Here is a 17211-nt window from a genome sequence, read left to right on the forward strand (position 1 = left end):
CAGTCACGTTATCGGCGATGGCCTGATACAGGTATTACCTGTTCAGACCACCGCGCTGTCGGTCATCATTCAGAGCGCGATATCGCTCTCTTCGTGCTCATCCAGCCAGCCCTGGCGCAGTTCCGGCACTGCGCGCTTCAGCCGCTCGTAGTACAGCTCGGTGGATGGCTTGTCGTAATCTTCACGCGCGACCTGCGTCACCATGCGGCCATTTTTCACCACGATAATCTCGTCACACACCGAACGAACGGCGTGCAGATCGTGGCTGATAAACAGCACCGACAGGCCCAGCTCGCGGCGCAGCTCGGTGATCAAATCCAGCACCGCCGCCGCAACCACGGTATCCAGCGCGGATGTCACCTCGTCACAGAGGATCAAATCCGGTTCGGCCGCCAGCGCGCGCGCCAGGTTCACGCGCTGCTTCTGCCCGCCGGAGAGCGACCACGGACGACGCCACAGTACGCTGCGCGGCAGGCGAACCAGATCCAGCAGCTCCAGCATTCTGCGCTCCAGCGCCGGGCCGCGCAGGCCGTGGAACAGCTTCAGCGGCCGCTTGAGGATGGTTTCAATACTGTGCGCCGGGTTCAGCGCGGTATCGGCCATCTGGAACACGTACTGAATGCGGCGCAGCTCGTTTTCCGGCCGCTTGTGCATATCGCCTTCGATATAGTGACCGTTAAACAGAATGTGGCCGCCGCAGGGCTTGTTCATCCCGGCAATCGCATGGGCCAGGGTGGTTTTCCCCGATCCGGACTCACCGATAATACCGATGGCCTGGCCGCGGTACAGGCTGAAGTTGATATCCTGCAAAATTTTCACTTTCGGCTGGCCTTCGGCGTCCAGCGGCCCGTAGCCCGCCGACAGCTCGCGTACCTGCAACAGCGGCTGCTCGGATTCGCTGGCCGACAGCCACGGGCTCTGGCGCGGTTTCTGCCGGGCCGCTTCCAGCAGCTGATGGCTGTACTCGGCCTGCGGCGCACGCAGCAGCTGCTCGGTGGTGCCGTACTCGGCGATATTGCCCTTCAGCAGCACCAGAATTTTATCGGCCATCTGCGCCACCACCGCCAGATCGTGGCTGACGTAGATGGCGGTGGTGCCGCGCTGGCGCACCACGCGGCGGAAGGTTTTCAGCACTTCCACCTGGGTGGTCACATCCAGCGCGGTGGTCGGTTCATCAAGGATCACCACGTCCGGGTCGCTGATCAGCGCCATCGCGGTCATCAGGCGCTGCAGCTGGCCGCCAGAAACCTGGTGCGGATAGCGCTCGCCGATGGTTTCCGGGTTTGGCAGCGCCAGCTCGCGGAACAGCTCCACCGCTTTTTGCTCGGCATCGGCGCGCTTCATCACCCCGTGGATGACTACCGGCTCCACCACCTGGTCCATAATTTTCATCGCCGGGTTAAACGAGGCCGCCGCGCTCTGGGCGATATAGGCGACCTTGTTGCCGCGAAACTGGCAAAGCTGGGAAGGCGTGAGCGAGGTGACATCGGTGCCGGCCACGTGTACGGTACCACCGGCGATCTGGCAGCCGTGGCGGGCATAGCCCATCAGCGCCAGCGCGATGGTAGTTTTGCCCGAGCCGGACTCGCCGATCAGCGCCAGCACTTCCCCTTTCTGTACGGTAAAACGAATATCGGAAACCAGAGTGATTTCCCGGCCGTCGTCGCTGTTGGCCGTCACCTTCAGGTTTTCGACGGACACCATCGGCGTGGCGCTGTGTGGCGTAATATTCATGCGGTCCCCTTAGCCAGCGTCAGCGGGCGCATTGCCTGCAGGCTGTCGATAAACAGATTTGCACCGATGGTCAGGCTGGCTATCGCCACCGCTGGCATCAACACCGCCGGGGAGCCGTCAAACAGCCCCTGAAGATTTTCACGCACCAGCGTGCCCCAGTCGGCATACGGCGGCTGCACGCCCAGGCCGAGGAAGCTCAGGCCGCTGAGCATCAGCACGATGTAGACAAAACGCAGGCCGAAGTCGGTCAGCATCGGGTGCAGCATATTCGGTAAAATATCGTGGATCGCCACGTACAGGCGGCTCTCGCCGCGCAGTCTTGATGCCTGCACGTAGTCCATTGAACGCAGGCTGGACGCCATGGCGTAGGCAATACGGTAGGCACCCGGCCAGTAGGTGATCACCGCCGTCAGGATCAGCATCGGCAGCGATGAACCGAACACCGCAACGATCATCAGCGCCAGAATTTTCCCCGGCAGAACCAGCATCGCATCGTTGATACGGCCCAGCACCTCTTCCAGCCAGCGACCGGCGACCGCAGCCAGCAGCGCCAGCAGCGTACCCACCAGGCTGGCAAGAACGGCGGCCGTCAGCGCCAGGCCAATCGAGTAGCGTGCGCCAACCAGCACGCGGCTGAAGATATCGCGGCCCAGATAATCGGTACCGAACCAGAACTCCCGGCTGATATCGCCAAACAGCGGACCGGCACCGATATCCTCGACGTTATGCGGGGCCAGCGAGCCACCGAATATCGCCATAACGATCCAGAACAGGGCGATCAGCAGGCCGATGCGGCCGCTGATGTTGAGAGATTGAAAGAAGCGCCACGGCAGCGTGAGTGTGTTCATCAGCCCCTCCACTTAGGATTAAACGCAATGGTCAGCACATCCGCGGCCAGCAGCAGCACCAGGTAGCAGCAGGCGAAGAACATAACGCACAGCTGGACCACGGGCAGATCGCGGTTGCTTACCGCATCCACCAGCTGGCTGGCAACGCCAGGATAGCTGAAGATGCTTTCGATAATGATTACCCCGCCGAACAGGTAGGACAGGCTCAGCGAGATGGCGTTGGCAATCGGCCCTACGGCATTAGGCAGCGCGTGGCGCAGCATGGCGCGCAGCGGCGAAACGCCTTTCAGCAGGGTCATTTCCAGGTAAGGGCTGTCCATCTGGTTGACTATGGCGGCGCGGGTCATACGCGCCATCTGTGCCACGACCACGCAGCACAGCGTCACCACCGGCAGCGCGAAGGTGCGCAGGAAGCCAAGGAAATCCTGGTGGGTGGAACCCAGCGACATCGCCGGGACCCACTGTAACTTCACCGCAAAAATCAGCACGGCAACGGTCGCCACCAGAAACTCCGGTACTGCCACCACCGACATGGTGCCGACCACTAACGCGCGGTCCAGCATCGAACCGCGTTTCATGGCGGCGGTGATGCCGATAAACAGTGCCACCGGCACCGACACCACGGTGGTGGTCGCCGCCAGCTGGAAGGTCGCCGGAATACGCTGCGACACCAGCTGGCTGACCGGCAGATTACTGGCGAACGAGGTACCAAAATCGCCCTGAAGCATTCCGGCCAGCCAGCCGAAGTAACGCGCAATCAGCGGCTGATCCAGACCCAGCTGTTGGCGCAGCGCTGCGACCGTTTCCGGTGTAGCTGACTGGCCAAGGATCATTTGTGCTGCATCGCCCGGCAGCATGCTGGTGATAAAGAACACCAGCATTGAGACGATCAGCAGCGTAAGTAAACCCGACCCTACGCGCCGGAATATCAGTTTGAAAATGTACCGATTCATCGCCGTTCTCCTTATCAGGAAGCGAGCCAGGCAAACTCGTGGAAGCGATAGCCCATCATCATTCCTGACGGCCAGGCCTCAACCCCTTTCACTTTGTTACTACAGCCGTCCATCGAACTGATAAAGGCCGGGATCAGCGTGCCGCATCCGTCATACACCAGCTTCTGCATGTCGCCATACATCTGCTTGCGTTTGCCCTGGTCGCTTTCGCCACGGGCGGCGGCCACCAGCTGGTCGAACTGCTCGTTTTTCCAGCCGGACTCGTTCCACGGCGCGGACGAGAGGTAGAATTGGGAGAACAGCATATCCAGCGTCGGGCGCGGGTTGACTGAGCCGTAACCCACCGGATCTTTCATCCAGTGTGATGACCAGTAGCCGTCATACGGCACGCGACGCACGGAGACGTTCAGACCGGCCGAGCGGGCAATCTGCTGGATCAACTGGCCACCCTCAACGGCTCCTTCGATGTTCGGCGTGGTGATAATTTCCACTTTCGCACCGACCATGTTGGCTTTTTTCAGGTGGAACTTCGCCTTGTCGATATCCAGCGGGCGCTGCGGCAGCTCCTTGTTGTACATCGGATGCCACGGCGGAACCGGAGTATCGTTACCGATATCGCCGAAGCCCTGCAGCACGGTTTTGACGATCATTTCGCGCGGCTGTAGATACTTCATCGCCAGCACGAAGTCGGCGTTATTGCCCGGCGTGGTATCGGTGCGGATGATCAGGTCGCTGTACATGCCGGATTTACTTTCCAGCACGTTGAACTTGCCGTTCTGCTTCAGGCGCTTCACGTCGTTGGCCGACAGGGTCGACACCATTTGCAGATCGCCGGACATCAGGGCATTCACGCGCGCGGCCGGATCGGTCACGCCCATCAGCTCCACTTCGTCCAGGCGCGGCAGGCCCGGCTTGTAGTAATTTTTGTTTTTGCTGCCGACGGTGCGCACGCCCGGCTGGAACTCTTTCAGGGTGAACGGACCGGTGCCGATGGCTTTAGTAAAGTCTTTGGTGCCGTCCGGTACGATCAGGAAGGAGCTGGTCGCCAGAATTGACGGCAGGTCGAAGTTGGCCTGTTCCAGCACGATCTGCACTTCAGACGGGCTGACCGCTTTGAATTCTTTCATCTGTCCGGCCAGGGTGATGGCCGTTGACGCCACCGCCGGATCTTTATGACGGCTCAGGGAGTAAATCACGTCTTCTGCGGTCAGCGCCTTGCCGTTGTGGAAGGTCACGCCCTGACGCAGTTTTATCTGCCAGGTCAGGCCGTCGCTGCTTTCAATGCTTTCCGCCAGCGCAGGCTGCGCCTTCAGGTCTTTATCCAGTTCGGTCAGGCCGCTGTAGAACATAAACAGACGGCAGTAGTCGCCGCTGTTGCTGCCTTTGGCCGGATCAAGCGTGTCGCTGGCCGAGGCGTTGGCCACCGCTGCACGCAGCTTGCCGCCCAGTACCGGGGTTTCTGCCGCATAGCTGAACTCCGGGAAGCCAATCAGGCCGGTGCTCATCACCGCACCCGCCGACAGCAGTTTCATCATGCTGCGGCGAGAGATTGACACATCCGTAATGGCCTGGGTTAAGGACGGGTTAGCACGGCTAAATTCTTTACGAAATTTACTCATCAGTACACCCCTAAAGCGTTGTTAATCTACGATAACCTGTCTATTTCGGGCGGCGGCGCTGCGCGGCCCGAAGCGGACGGTGATCAGGAGAGCCGATCCTTAGCCTTGTAATACAGGCCCGCTACCGGCAGGAACCACGGTTTCCCAAAGTAGCCGGGAACCGCGGGCCAGCTGCTGCGCTGCCACGGATTGTTGTTGGCCTTTTCTGCTACCAGGTCGGCCATCACCCGCCCCATCCACACCGACATCTGCGTACCGTGACCGCTGTAGCCCAGCGAGTAGAACACCCCTTCGTGCTCCCCCGCGTGCGGCAGGCGGTCGGCGGTCATATCCACCAGCCCGCCCCAGCAGTAGTCGATCGGCACATGACCGAGGGAAGGAAACATTTTTTGCATACCGGCCTTCAGTACATCGCCGCTGCGCGCATCGGAGGTCGGGCTGCTGATGGCGAAGCGTGCGCGGCCACCAAACACCAGACGACGGTCGGCGGTGGTGCGCATGTAGTTACCGATATTGAGCGAGGTCACATAGGTGCGATCGCCCGGCAGCAGGCGGTTCAGCACGCGTTCTTCCAGTGGGGCAGTTACCACGACGAAACTGCCCACCGGAATAATGCGGCGCTGGAACCACTCAAACGGACCGATGTTGGAACAACCGGTCGCCATCAGCACTTTTTCCGCCACAATGTCGCCCTTCGCGGTACTGACACGGTGGCGATAACCGTTAAGTCGGGTCAGTCCGGTCACCGCGGTGTGCGGATAGATGGCTGCCCCGGCGCGCGCGGCGGCTTCCGCCAGCCCGACGCCAAATTTACCCATATGCATCTGGCCGCCGTGCTGCTGCAGCAGGCCACCGTGAAAATCGGGTGAATCAATTTCACGCCGCACATCCTCGCGGCTGAGAATTTCCACATCCGGGTCAACATGGCGCTTCATCATCTCGCAGGCGGCCACCAGCGACGGCAGATGCGACGCTTTGCTGGCCAGCTTCAGCTTGCCGCAGCGGCGGAAGTCACAGTCGATCTGCTCATCGGCCACCACGCGCTGCACGTAGTCCACCGCGTCAGCAAAGGCGCGATAGTAGCGGGTCGCCTGCTCAACGCCCTGGCTTGCCACCAGCGCAGAAAAGTTCTGCGCCACGCCGGTATTGCAGTGGCCGCCGTTGCGGCCCGAAGCCTGGCTCATCACCTGCCCCGCTTCCAGCACCACGACGTTGACGCCGCTGCGCGCCAGATTCAGCGCGGCGGAGATGCCGGTAAAGCCGCCGCCAATCACCACCACATCGGCCGTGGCCGGTAAATCGCCGGTAGCAGCACCGGTAAACTCGGGTGCCGTTGCCTGCCAGAATGATTCCAGTTTCATCGCCTGTTCCTCTGTGCTCTTACAGCCCTACAACGCCCGGAAGACCGCCAATATCGCTGATTTCGGTGTATTCATAGGCCGGGTTGGCCGGTCCGTGCCCGCGGTTAACGAACACTTTGTTTTTAATGCCCAGGTCATACGCGGTCATCAGGTCATAGCGCAGGCTGCTGGAGACGTGCAGGATCTCTTCCGGTCCGCAGTTCAGCTTGTTGAGCATGTACTCAAAGCCTTTCATCTGCGGCTTGTAGGCCCCCACTTCTTCCGCCGTGATGGTCATATGGATTGGCGCACCCAGGCGTGGGATATGGTTTTTAATCAGTTCATCGGTGGAGTTGGTCAGCAGCACCAGCGGGAATTCTTCCGCGACTTTCGCGAGGCCGGCCGGCACATCCGGATGCGGGCCCCAGGTGGCACAGGCTTTCATCACCGCATCGCAGTCGGCCTGCGTGCATTCCACGCCCCACTTGTTGGCGGTGCGGAATAGCGCGTTTGCCACCACCAGCGGATAGAGCTTAAACGCGCCGAGCACTTCATCCTGACGGTAGGATGAGAAGTCGTCGGTGAACGCCCTCATCCGCTCGGGGCTGATGCGATCCGCGAAGATGGCGGCAGCTGCACCGGCCATATCGAAGTTGATCAGCGTGCCGTAGCAGTCGAAGGTGATAAATTTCGGTTTGAACACAGCCATTACGCTACCTCTTCAGAGTTCGGTGTTGAGTTAAGGGTTTCAGAAGTCGATCAGCACGCTTTTGTAGCGCTGGCAGGCTTCAAACGCCTGGCGACCTAAATCCTTGCCAATGCCGGAGCCGTGGAAGCCACCGGTTGGGATAATGAAGTCGCCGGAGCGACCGTAGCGGTTGATCCACACCGTACCGGCGGCGATTCCGCGCATCGCGCGCAGGGCGCGGTCAATATTTTTGGTATGTACTCCGGCGCACAGTCCGTAGGTCGGATGTGATGCCAGCGCCAGGCCTTCGGCTTCGTCGTCGAAGATCTGCACGGTCAGCACCGGCCCGAAGATCTCTTCCTGTACCGCCGGGTTATCGTTGCTGACGGTGCTGAGCAGCGTAGGCTGCCAGAAGTAGCCTTCGCCGGTGTCGGCAAAGCGTTCACCGCCGACCAGAACTTCGGCACCCTGCTGGCGCGCGCTGTTGACCACCGAGGCCACCTTCGCCGCCTGGCGGGCATCAATCATCGGCGCGTAGCGGCTGTTCTCATCCCAGGTCACGCCGGGACGGAAGCACTGGCACAGTTCGATCAGTTTGCTGACCAGCGCATCGGCGATGCCGCGCTGGACGATAAGCCGTGTACCGGCCACGCAGGCCTGGCCGCCGTTGGCGGTAAAGCCGCGCAGAATACGTCCGGCGACTTCATCAATATCGCCCGCGTCGTCAAACACCAGCTGCGGGCTTTTGCCGCCCAGCTCGAGGGTCACCGGCTTCATGCCGTTAAACGCAGCGTCGCTCATAATGCGCGCCCCGGTGGCGGTAGAACCGGTAAAGGAGATTTTGCGCACCAGCGGGTGGGCGACCAGCGCGCTGCCAGTGACAGCACCGCCGCCCTGCACGATATTCAGCACACCGGCGGGCAGGCCCGCCTGCACGGCCAGCTCGGCCATACGCACGGTAGAGAACGGCGTCAGCTCGGACGGCTTCAGCACCACGGCATTTCCTGCTGCCAGCGCCGGGCCGCATTTCCAGGATGCCATTGACAGCGGGAAGTTCCACGGGGTGATTGCGCCGATCACGCCGTAAGGTTCCGGCACCAGCATGCCGAGGCTGGCATCGCGGGTTGGCAACACGTCGCCGCTGTATTTATCGGCACATTCGGCATAGAAGCGAATGGCTTCGGCGGTAAACGGGATTTCATGGTTAATCACGTCGCTGATCGGGCGGGTCGATCCCAGCGATTCCAGCTGCGCCAGCTGGGTGTCGCTGGCGATCAGGTCGGCCCAGCGCCGCAGTACCGCACCGCGCTGGCGCGGCGGGCAGCTGGCCCAGCCGCTTTCGCGCACCGAGCGATCCGCAATGCTGACCGCTTCATCCACCTTCTGCGCGTCAGCTTCATACAGCTGCCCGGCAGGCAGGCCGTCGGAAGGACGATTCACCAGCAGCGCACTGCCTTCTCCGGCCTGATGCTGGCCGTTAATGTAGTGCCCTGCGGGTAATGCTATTTTTTCCGGGTCAAAACTTAGCATGTTGAATCCTTATTCAGATCGGGCCGGAAGATTATTTATCGGCGCCTTATCTGGCTGGCTGACTAACAATGTTTTCGGCTTTGGTTATTCGCCTTTGTATTAAGTAATGCAGAAAGTATGCCAGTCAGCTAAAAAATAAAAATGCGTAAAACAGACGTCAAAAAAATTTTGTGCCGTAATAGCGGGGTATTTTTTACAGTTAAACCGACTATTTAAATAGATGATTTTCATCACAAAATGAACGCACCATGATGGTGATTCTGGTACTAAAACTGCACCAGAGAAGAGCAGAGACAATATTGATTTTGATTAAGTGATAGCCATCACAAATAAAAAAGCCCGCACCATTTTGGGGTGCGGGCTTCGTCGAAGAATTTAAAAAAAAGTATTTACAAGCTGCCGAAATGGAACGCCTTGGATTCCAGATATTCTTCAATACCGTAACGGGAGCCTTCGCGGCCTATTCCCGAGAGTTTAATGCCGCCAAACGGCGCAACCTCAAGCGAGACGGAACCTGTATTAAATCCGACCATTCCGAATTCCAGCGCTTCGCCGACTCGCCACGCGCGGCGTATATTTTCGGTGAAGAAGTAAGCACCCAGACCAAATGGCGTATCGTTCGCCATATTAATCGCTTCCTCTTCCGTATCAAAAATAAACAGCGGCGCCACCGGCCCAAAGGTTTCCTCGTGGGCAATACGCATTTGCGTGGTGACGTCACCCAGAACCGTTGGCGCAACAAAGGTGCCATCGCCGATGCTGACGCCGCCGGTCAGCACCGTCGCACCAAGCTGTTCGGCATCGGAGATATGGGCATTCACTTTTGCTACCGCCGCCGCGTTGATCAGTGGACCGATGGTGCTACCGTCGGCGAAGCCGTCCCCGACCTTCAGCTTCGCCACCTCGGCCAGCAGACGCTCCACCACTTTCGGGTAGATGCCGCGCTGTACCAGAATGCGGTTGGCACAGACGCAGGTCTGACCGGCGTTGCGGAACTTGCTGATCATAATACCGCTGATGGCGATATCGAGGTCGGCATCGTCAAAGACGATGAGCGGCGCGTTGCCGCCCAGCTCCAGGCTCAGGCGCTTGATGCTGTCGGCGCTCTGCTGCATCAGCAGCTGGCCCACGCGGGTGGACCCGGTGAAGGAGATTTTCCGCACCGTGCGGCTGCCGGTCAGCGTTTCGCCGATCTCTTTCGGCAGGCCGGTCACCACCTGCAGCACGCCTGCCGGAATACCGGCCCGCTGGGCCAGCTCAACCAGCGCCAGCGCCGACAGCGGCGTCAGTTCGGAAGGCTTGACGATAATCGGGCAGCCCGCCGCCAGTGCCGGTGCGACTTTACGGGTGATCATCGCAATCGGGAAGTTCCACGGCGTGATGGCCGCCGCGACGCCTACCGGCTGCTTCAGCACCAGAATACGGCGATCTTCGCTCGGCGCGGGGATGGTATCGCCATAGATGCGGCGCGCCTCTTCGGCAAACCACTTGACGAAACCGGCACCGTAGAGCACTTCGCCTTTGGCTTCCGCCAGCGGCTTGCCCTGTTCAGCGGTCATGATCACCGCCAGATCGTCAGCGTTATCGAGGATCAGCTGATGCCATTTCTCCAGCAGCAGCGCGCGGGAAGCATTGGTGGTTTTACCCCAGCTTTTGCGTGCCGCTTCGGCATAATCAATCGCCCGCTGAGTCTCTTCGGCACCCAGTGCAGGGATGGTACAGAGCACTTCGCCGCTGGACGGGTTAATCACCGGCAGCGTTTCACCATTAATCGCGCCCTGCCAGGCTCCGGCATAAAAGGCCTGCTGGCGCAGCAGGGTGGCGTCCCGTAAACGTGATGCAAACATGGCAACTCCTGAATAGGTTATCGATCCTCTGTTATCCAATGTAGCGGAGAGCGAGCAATGTATGCTGCGCTATGCGGTGCAGGGATACGCCCGGAAAAGGGTTTTCGATGGCGAAACGAAATTTTATGCCGTGGGAGAATTTCGCCATGGCCGGGCGACAATCAGCGCCAGCAATACCATCCCGGCGGCCAGACCAAAAGTGACGCTCAGCCCGCGCGAAGCCGCATCCACAGCGGGAAGATCCCGCCCCGCCGTGGCATAAACTGTCGCCATCAGCCCCGCACCAGCGATGAATCCCAGATTGCGGCTCAGATTCAGCATGCCGGAAACCCGCCCGCGTCGCGCCGGATCGGCCCCTTTCAGCAATGCGGTATTGTTGGCGGCCTGAAATAACGCATAACCTGCCGTCAGCAGCATCAGTCCAATGGCATAGCCGCTGCGGCCCATCGCCTGCGGCAGTTCGGTCAGCAGCCCTCATCCGGCCGCCACCGCCAGCAGGCTACACGCGGTGGCTCGGGGCGAACCAATGCGATCCACCAGCTGCCCGGCGGGCAGCCCCGTGGCTACGGCAACCAGCGGACCCAGTGCCATCAGCATACCGCTCTGACGCGTGCTGAGATGCAGGCCAGCGGCAAGATAAAACGGCCCAACCACCATCGTGGTCATCATCACCGCCGCCACCACCAGGCTGAGCAGCAGCCCGGCAATCAGCGCTCGCTGGCGCAGCAGCTGATTCAGCTTACTCCCCGCTGTTGACGGTGAAGGCGGCATGACGTCTGCCTCAGCCGTTGCGCCTGAACGATCGATGGCTGCCGTGTCTGCTGGCATTATTGATGCCGGATTTCCGGCTTTCGCGGTGGTGACTGCTGCGGTTTCGCTTGCCTTGTCAGAGGCGGCCCCCCTCGGCGACAGCAGACTGTGCCGGATCAGCAACCACAGCAGCAAGCCGGGCAGCAGATTAATCAAAAACAGCGCCCGCCAGCCAAACGCCGCCACCAGCACGCCGCCAAACGCCGGTCCCATCGCGGTGCCGAGCGCCGACAGCGATCCCATCACGCCCATTGCCCGCCCGCTGCGATCGGCCGGAACCACCTGCACCACCAGCGCGAGGCTGTTCACCAGCATGATTGCGCCCCCCAGCCCCTGAATCAGCCTTGCGGCAATCAGCCAGCCGAGGTGACCGGCCAGCCCGCAGGCCAGCGAAGCTAAAGTGAACAGCAGCACGCCTGCGGCCAGCAGTCGCTGGCGGCCAAAGCGATCGCTCAGCCAGCCCATTGCCAGCACCGAACCGGTCACCGCCAGCAGGTACGTCAGTACCACCCACTGGACCTGGGAAAACGAGGCGTGAAAAAATGCCGCAAGCGCGGGTAGACCGATGTTGGCGATGCTGCTGCTCATAGAGGAGAGCATGGTGGTCAGCGCCAGCGCGCAGAGCGCGGCGGAGGAATAAGGTGAAGATTGATAACAGGTCTGGCTCATGGATACCTCTCCATATTGATTTACCCGCAGCCTAAGCCCGTTGCTGATAAGGCGGAAGATGCACGAATTGCAGGTTATTCGTGCATGTAACGCCATCTCATCGTTGCGCTGTGCTAACATCAGCGTATGAGCAAACCCGATCTGAACCTCCTCTTTACCCTTAATGCGCTGCTCAGCGAAGGCAGCGTGGCAGCCGCCGCACGCCGCTTGCAGCTCAGCCCCTCCGCCATGAGCCGCTCGCTGGCACGTCTGCGGCAGGTGACCGGCGATCCGCTGCTGGTGCGCGCCGGACGCGGGCTGGTGCCAACGCCGCGCGCGCTGGAGCTAAACCAGCATATTGCCCGCCTGGTCGATGAGGCGGAAGCGGCGCTGCGCCCGGCGGCGGCGCTGGATCTGGCGACGTTGGATCGCATTTTCACCCTGCAAACCCGTGATGGCTTTGTGGAAAACTTTGGCCCGGCGCTGGTTGCCCGCGTACGCCGGGAAGCTCCCGGGGTGCGGCTGCGCTTTGTGCCCAAGCTGACCCGCAGCAGCCAGACGCTGCGCGACGGCAGCGTCGATCTGGTCACTGGCGTAGTAGACGCCGAAGCCGGGCCGGAACTGCGTACCCGTCTGCTGTTTGAAGATCGGCTGATTGCGGTGTTGCGGGAAGGCCATCCGCTGGCGAACGTTCCGCTGACCGTGGCGCGCTATGCCGCAGGGGAACATATTTTGACCGGGCGCAGCGGTGAGCTGAAAGGCAGAGCGGATGAGGCGCTGGCAGCGCTGGGCCTTGAACGGGATATTATCGCGATTGTTGACGGTTTTTCCGCCGCGATTGCGCTGGCGCGGGGATCGGATTTGATTGCCACCGTGCCTTCTCGTTATACGCAGAATCTACGCCAGGGCACTGTCACCCTGCCGCTTCCACTTACGCCGCTGACCATGAAAATATCGATGATCTGGCATCCGCGAATGGATGGCGATCGCGCACACGCCTGGCTGCGCGACTGCCTGCGGGAAGTGTGTCATGCCGAAGACGTTACGATCGGTTCCGGACCTCGATAGCCTGCTTCAGGCTGGCGTCATGGAATGCGCGATCGCAGCACCTTCACAATAAACCTCGCCAACAGGGCAGATCGCACACCTGTCCATTGTTGCCTGCGGCAGGCTGACCCATACTCAAACGCACGTTCGAACGCAATCAACGCGATAACTTAACGTTAATGCATTAAATAAAAGGATGAATATGACTGACTCTAAAAAAGCATTGATCGTCGGCGCTTCACGCGGCATCGGTTTGGGTGTGGTAGAGGTACTGGCAAAGCGTGGCTGGCAGGTGACGGCAACAACGCGGGCGGCAGTGCCGGAAAAAAGCCCCGCGGCGGTGGAATGGGTCACACTGGATATCAATCAATCCGCAGCCCGGGAGGCGGTCAAAAACACGCTTTCCGCCCATCATTTTGATCTGATATTTATCAATGCGGGCGTGTTTGGCCCCGACCATCAGAACATTCATCAGGCGAGCGATGAAGAGATTATCCAGCTGCTGTTAACCAATGCTATTTCTCCCGTTCGCACCGCGGCTGAATTTATCCCGCTGCTGAATCACCGCACCGGCGTGCTGGCGCTGATGACCTCTGAGCTTTCCAGCCTCAACGAGAATGAGATCGCCACCTATCCGCTCTACTCCGCCAGTAAAGCCGCGCTGAATATGCTGACTCGCGGGTTGCAGGAAGCGACGGAGAAGCAGGAGCTGACGCTGTTGTCCATTCATCCGGGTTGGGTGAAAACCGATATGGGCGGCGAAAATGCCACGCTGACCGTAGAAGAAAGCGCCACCGGGATTGTCGACCAGTTTGACGCTTACCGTGGCAAAGGCGGCCACCATTTTGTGGAATATTCCGGCCGTAAACTGCGCTGGTAAATTTTCGCTGCCGCCCCACTGGCCCTCTGCGGGGATTTTCGACAGTGGCACAATTCGGAAATCCCCAATATAATCAGCCCACTCATTCACCCACAGACTACATAAGGAGGATTGCCATGCTGACCCGTGAAGTTTTTTTAATTTCACTCGTCCTTAGCGATCGTCACCGCTCAAGCGTTACCGGTATCGTGCTGCGATAACCAGCTTGAGCGAAGCTGATTGACAATCTGAGAACTTCCCTCCGGCTTACCGGTTATCGTCGGCTTTATTGACGAAAGGCATCTTTTTGCCTGTAAAACTTGAGTAAGCATCATGACATTATTATCTGCACAATCCTTATTCTTCGATAACGCCTTCGGACCTTTGCTGACCGAGATTTCGTTCGGCCTGAAGAAAGGCGACCGCATCGGGCTGATTGGCCATAACGGCTGCGGAAAAAGTACCCTGCTGAAAATCCTTAACGGAGAACTGCCGGCCCTGTCCGGTACGATCACACTGGCAAACCACTGCATTATGGCAACGGTAGAACAGCATCTTCCTGCGGCATTGCACGATGCGACGCTGATCGATGCGGTACAGAACCATTTACCCGGCAGCCTGCATCAGCCGGAACGCTGGCAGGCCGAAGTGCTGCTGGCGACGCTGGGCTTTGAGGAACATAGCTGGGCGCTGACCGCCGGAACGCTCAGCGGAGGGCAGCATACGCGGCTGATGCTGGCGCGTGCGCTGATCCGTCAGCCGGATTTACTGCTGCTGGATGAGCCGAGCAACCATCTGGACCTGCCCACCCTGCTGTGGCTTGAGCAGTTTCTGCAAAACTGGAACGGCAGTTTTGTCCTGGTTTCCCACGATCGCAGCCTGCTGGACAGCGTCACCAACTGTACATGGATTCTGCGTGACAACCGGCTGCAATTTATCCGTCTCCCCTGCTCCCAGGCGCGCCGGGCGCTGGCGGAGAAAGATGCGGCAGACGCACTGCGCCGTCAATCCGAGCAGAAGGAGATAGACCGCGTAACCAGAAGCGCCAAACGGCTGGCCATCTGGGGCAGCGTTTACGACAACGAAGGCCTGGCGCGTAAAGCCAAACAAATGGAAAAACAGGTCGACCGGATGAAGGAAGAGCAAACCGATGTCACCGCAGGCAGTCAGTGGCAGCTGCGGCTTCGCGGTGAAGCCCTACCGGCGGATCGCGTGCTGGCATTTTCTGGCTTTCAGGTGCGGCCTGCGCCGGGCGCGCCGGTGCTGTTTGAAGTCGGTGAGCTTCGGGTGAAAAGCGGTGACCGTATTGCGCTGGTGGGCCGTAACGGCTGCGGAAAATCCTCGCTGCTACAACTTCTGTGGCAGGCATATTGCCGAATGGAAACCGCGAGTGATGGGGTGATTTTCCATCCCAAAGTGCGTACGGGGTATTACGACCAGAGCCTGCAACAGCTACAGGATGAAGACACGCTGTCGGATGCGCTGGCAAACTTTGCGCCGCTAACCGAAGAGCAGCGGAAAATGGCGCTGATCGGTGCCTGTTTTCCGTATCTTCGCCATCAGCAAAAAGTCAGCACGCTGAGCGGCGGCGAGCGTTCGAGGCTGCTGTTTATCGGGCTGACGCTGGCAAACTACTCGCTGCTGCTGCTGGATGAGCCGACCAACCATCTGGATATGGAAGGGAAAGAAGAGCTGGCGGAAACGTTAAAAACCTTTAGCGGCGCGGTACTGCTGGTTTCTCACGACCGGATGCTGATTGAGCAGAGCTGCAACCGATACTGGCTTATTCATCAGCAGCGGCTGGCGGAGTGGCACAGTCTGGCGCCGGTTTACGCCCTGCTGGCCGATACGCCGGTGCCGGATTCTGCAATACCAGAAAAAACACCGGAGGCCGCGGCCGTCATTGCAACGAACGAAGAGGAACACTGGCTGACGGCGCTTCTGGAGCTGGAAAGTAAACTGGCAGAAGATCGGGCGCGCAGGCCCAGACATCAGAAACCGGAGTTACAGCAGCAGTGGCAACGGCAAATCGCCGAACTGAATGCTCTTCTGGGGTTGGATTAGCGGTTGAGCTGGCGGTTGCCCTGCTCTGGTATTCGCGGATGGGGGGCGATCGTCCGTTCTGGCATCGACGCCTGGAGGGCGATCGCGCACACAAGTGGCTGCGCGATGCTCTTTGGGCGATCCGTGCCGCTGAAACGGCGGCGGTCAGATCTGGAAGTCGATAGCCGGTTCTTCTTCGTTGCTCAGTGCCAGCGCCTGGCGCTTGATCTCTTCCAGAGAGAGATTCGCGTTGCACAGCTCCAGGAACTGCCAGACGTAGTTACGCTGCAGCTGCCCGCGCTTCAGGCCCAGCCAGACGGTGTTGGACTCGAACAGATGGCGCGCCTCAAGGCGAACCAGATCCGAATTTTCATCCAACTGGCAGGCCTGGTCGGCCAGGATGCCCACCCCCAGTCCCAGCTCAACGTAGGTTTTCACTACGTCGGAGTCCTGGGCGCTAAGGACGATATCCGGTTTCAGGCTGGCGGCATGGAATGCGCGATCCACCCGCGAGCGTCCAGTGATCCCCTGCCGATAAGTGATCAGCGGATAGCGGCTGAGGGTCGCCAGCGTCAGCGGCTGCTGCTGGATCAGCTCGTGGCCTTTTGGCACCAGCAGCGCATGGTGCCAGCTGAACCACGGGAACGCCGCCAGCGCCGGGTTATTTACCACCTGCTCACTGGCGATGCCGATATCGGCCTCGCCGGCGACCAGCATGGAAGCAATCTCCTGTGGCGATCCCTGATTCAGCTCCAGCCGCACGTGCGGATAGAGTGCGCGAAACGCCTTAATCACTTTCGGCAGGCTGTAGCGTGCCTGAGTATGGGTAGTGGCGATAGTCAGAACGCCGCTGGATTCGTTGGTAAACACGTCCGCAAGACGGCGGACTTTGCCTGCCTCATCAAGAATGCGCTCGGCGATGGTCAACAGCGCTTTACCGGGTTCGGTCATCCCCAGCAGGCGTTTACCCCGGCGGATAAAAATCTCTACCCCCAGTTCATCTTCCAAATCGCGAATATGGCGGCTGACTCCTGACTGAGAGGTGAACAGCGCGTTAGCCACTTCGGTGAGATTAAACTCGCAGCGTGCCGCTTCCTTAATGATTTTAAGTTGCTGAAAATTCACGCGCTTTCCTCCCTCTGTTATTTGCTGGTTTCCTTCATGTTAAGGATGCAAATTGATAGCAACAAATAATAAAAAGAGGTTTTATATGCTTTTTAGCGATAAGGCAGAAGTGAGGCGCGC

14 protein-coding genes are annotated in these 17211 nt (G+C 59.7%); 3 read left to right on the top strand and 11 right to left on the bottom strand.

From position 1 onward, the window contains the following. Positions 1 to 69: 69 nt before the first annotated feature. The 10 genes from JOE09_RS04515 to JOE09_RS04560 form a co-directional block, all read right to left on the bottom strand. Positions 70 to 1734, bottom strand: coding sequence for an ABC transporter ATP-binding protein (locus JOE09_RS04515; RefSeq protein ID WP_205064944.1), 1665 nt, complete (start codon positions 1732 to 1734; stop codon positions 70 to 72). Continuing rightward, on the bottom strand, positions 1731 to 2582 hold the full coding sequence (locus tag JOE09_RS04520; protein WP_105594841.1) for an ABC transporter permease: 852 nt from the start codon (positions 2580 to 2582) through the stop codon (positions 1731 to 1733). The genes JOE09_RS04515 and JOE09_RS04520 overlap by 4 nt, the downstream gene beginning before the upstream one ends. Continuing rightward, positions 2582 to 3535, bottom strand: a complete 954-nt coding sequence (locus JOE09_RS04525; RefSeq protein ID WP_205064945.1) for an ABC transporter permease — start codon at positions 3533 to 3535, stop codon at positions 2582 to 2584. Before JOE09_RS04525 ends, JOE09_RS04520 begins: the two co-directional genes overlap by 1 nt. A gap of 14 nt (positions 3536 to 3549) precedes the next feature. Next, positions 3550 to 5154: an ABC transporter substrate-binding protein gene (locus JOE09_RS04530; protein ID WP_205064946.1), complete on the bottom strand. Its 1605-nt coding sequence runs from the start codon at positions 5152 to 5154 to the stop codon at positions 3550 to 3552. A gap of 83 nt (positions 5155 to 5237) precedes the next feature. Further along, positions 5238 to 6515, bottom strand: a complete 1278-nt coding sequence (locus JOE09_RS04535) for an NAD(P)/FAD-dependent oxidoreductase (protein ID WP_205064947.1) — start codon at positions 6513 to 6515, stop codon at positions 5238 to 5240. A 19-nt stretch (positions 6516 to 6534) separates the two neighbouring features. Further along, positions 6535 to 7203 carry a haloacid dehalogenase type II gene (locus JOE09_RS04540; RefSeq protein ID WP_205064948.1) on the bottom strand — a complete coding sequence of 223 codons (669 nt, stop codon included), beginning with the start codon at positions 7201 to 7203 and terminating at the stop codon, positions 6535 to 6537. Between the two features lie 39 nt (positions 7204 to 7242). After that, entirely contained in the window at positions 7243 to 8712 is a 1470-nt protein-coding gene (locus JOE09_RS04545; RefSeq protein WP_205064949.1) for an aldehyde dehydrogenase family protein, read from the bottom strand. Between the two features lie 389 nt (positions 8713 to 9101). Further along, positions 9102 to 10559, bottom strand: a complete 1458-nt coding sequence (locus JOE09_RS04550) for an NAD-dependent succinate-semialdehyde dehydrogenase (protein ID WP_205064950.1) — start codon at positions 10557 to 10559, stop codon at positions 9102 to 9104. 123 nt (positions 10560 to 10682) lie between these two features. Then, complete coding sequence (locus tag JOE09_RS04555) at positions 10683 to 11006, bottom strand: MFS transporter (RefSeq protein ID WP_205064951.1); 324 nt, start codon at positions 11004 to 11006, stop codon at positions 10683 to 10685. A 27-nt stretch (positions 11007 to 11033) separates the two neighbouring features. After that, a complete protein-coding gene (locus JOE09_RS04560; protein ID WP_205064952.1) occupies positions 11034 to 12038 on the bottom strand; it encodes an MFS transporter in 1005 nt (334 codons plus the stop codon). A 126-nt stretch (positions 12039 to 12164) separates the two neighbouring features. On the opposite strand from JOE09_RS04560, the gene JOE09_RS04565 reads away from it, so the two are divergent. The 3 genes from JOE09_RS04565 (at position 12165) to JOE09_RS04575 (ending at position 15987) form a co-directional block, all read left to right on the top strand. Then, on the top strand, positions 12165 to 13085 hold the full coding sequence (locus JOE09_RS04565) for a LysR family transcriptional regulator (protein ID WP_205064953.1): 921 nt from the start codon (positions 12165 to 12167) through the stop codon (positions 13083 to 13085). Positions 13086 to 13266: 181 nt separating this feature from the next. After that, the gene (locus tag JOE09_RS04570) at positions 13267 to 13944 is read left to right on the top strand and encodes an SDR family oxidoreductase (RefSeq protein ID WP_205064954.1); all 678 of its coding nucleotides are present in this window, start codon (positions 13267 to 13269) and stop codon (positions 13942 to 13944) included. A gap of 309 nt (positions 13945 to 14253) precedes the next feature. Next, positions 14254 to 15987, top strand: coding sequence for an ATP-binding cassette domain-containing protein (locus tag JOE09_RS04575; protein ID WP_205065123.1), 1734 nt, complete (start codon positions 14254 to 14256; stop codon positions 15985 to 15987). 144 nt (positions 15988 to 16131) lie between these two features. Here JOE09_RS04575 and cbl read toward each other — a convergent pair whose 3' ends face one another. Continuing rightward, positions 16132 to 17091, bottom strand: coding sequence for an HTH-type transcriptional regulator Cbl (gene cbl / locus JOE09_RS04580; RefSeq protein ID WP_200547918.1), 960 nt, complete (start codon positions 17089 to 17091; stop codon positions 16132 to 16134). Positions 17092 to 17211: the final 120 nt, after the last annotated feature.

Source organism: Pantoea coffeiphila (genome assembly GCF_016909495.1).
GTDB classification, from domain to species: Bacteria; Pseudomonadota; Gammaproteobacteria; order Enterobacterales; family Enterobacteriaceae; genus Erwinia; species Erwinia coffeiphila.

What these genes read in the sequence shown, in the direction of transcription:
- JOE09_RS04515 (WP_205064944.1), bottom strand. Translation starts at nt 1,734, where the DNA reads ATGAATATTACGCCACACAGCGCCACGCCGATGGTGTCCGTCGAAAAC.
- JOE09_RS04520 (WP_105594841.1), bottom strand. Translation starts at nt 2,582, where the DNA reads ATGAACACACTCACGCTGCCGTGGCGCTTCTTTCAATCTCTCAACATC.
- JOE09_RS04525 (WP_205064945.1), bottom strand. Translation starts at nt 3,535, where the DNA reads ATGAATCGGTACATTTTCAAACTGATATTCCGGCGCGTAGGGTCGGGT.
- JOE09_RS04530 (WP_205064946.1), bottom strand. Translation starts at nt 5,154, where the DNA reads ATGAGTAAATTTCGTAAAGAATTTAGCCGTGCTAACCCGTCCTTAACC.
- JOE09_RS04535 (WP_205064947.1), bottom strand. Translation starts at nt 6,515, where the DNA reads ATGAAACTGGAATCATTCTGGCAGGCAACGGCACCCGAGTTTACCGGT.
- JOE09_RS04540 (WP_205064948.1), bottom strand. Translation starts at nt 7,203, where the DNA reads ATGGCTGTGTTCAAACCGAAATTTATCACCTTCGACTGCTACGGCACG.
- JOE09_RS04545 (WP_205064949.1), bottom strand. Translation starts at nt 8,712, where the DNA reads ATGCTAAGTTTTGACCCGGAAAAAATAGCATTACCCGCAGGGCACTAC.
- JOE09_RS04550 (WP_205064950.1), bottom strand. Translation starts at nt 10,559, where the DNA reads ATGTTTGCATCACGTTTACGGGACGCCACCCTGCTGCGCCAGCAGGCC.
- JOE09_RS04555 (WP_205064951.1), bottom strand. Translation starts at nt 11,006, where the DNA reads ATGGGCCGCAGCGGCTATGCCATTGGACTGATGCTGCTGACGGCAGGT.
- JOE09_RS04560 (WP_205064952.1), bottom strand. Translation starts at nt 12,038, where the DNA reads ATGAGCCAGACCTGTTATCAATCTTCACCTTATTCCTCCGCCGCGCTC.
- JOE09_RS04565 (WP_205064953.1), top strand. Translation starts at nt 12,165, where the DNA reads ATGAGCAAACCCGATCTGAACCTCCTCTTTACCCTTAATGCGCTGCTC.
- JOE09_RS04570 (WP_205064954.1), top strand. Translation starts at nt 13,267, where the DNA reads ATGACTGACTCTAAAAAAGCATTGATCGTCGGCGCTTCACGCGGCATC.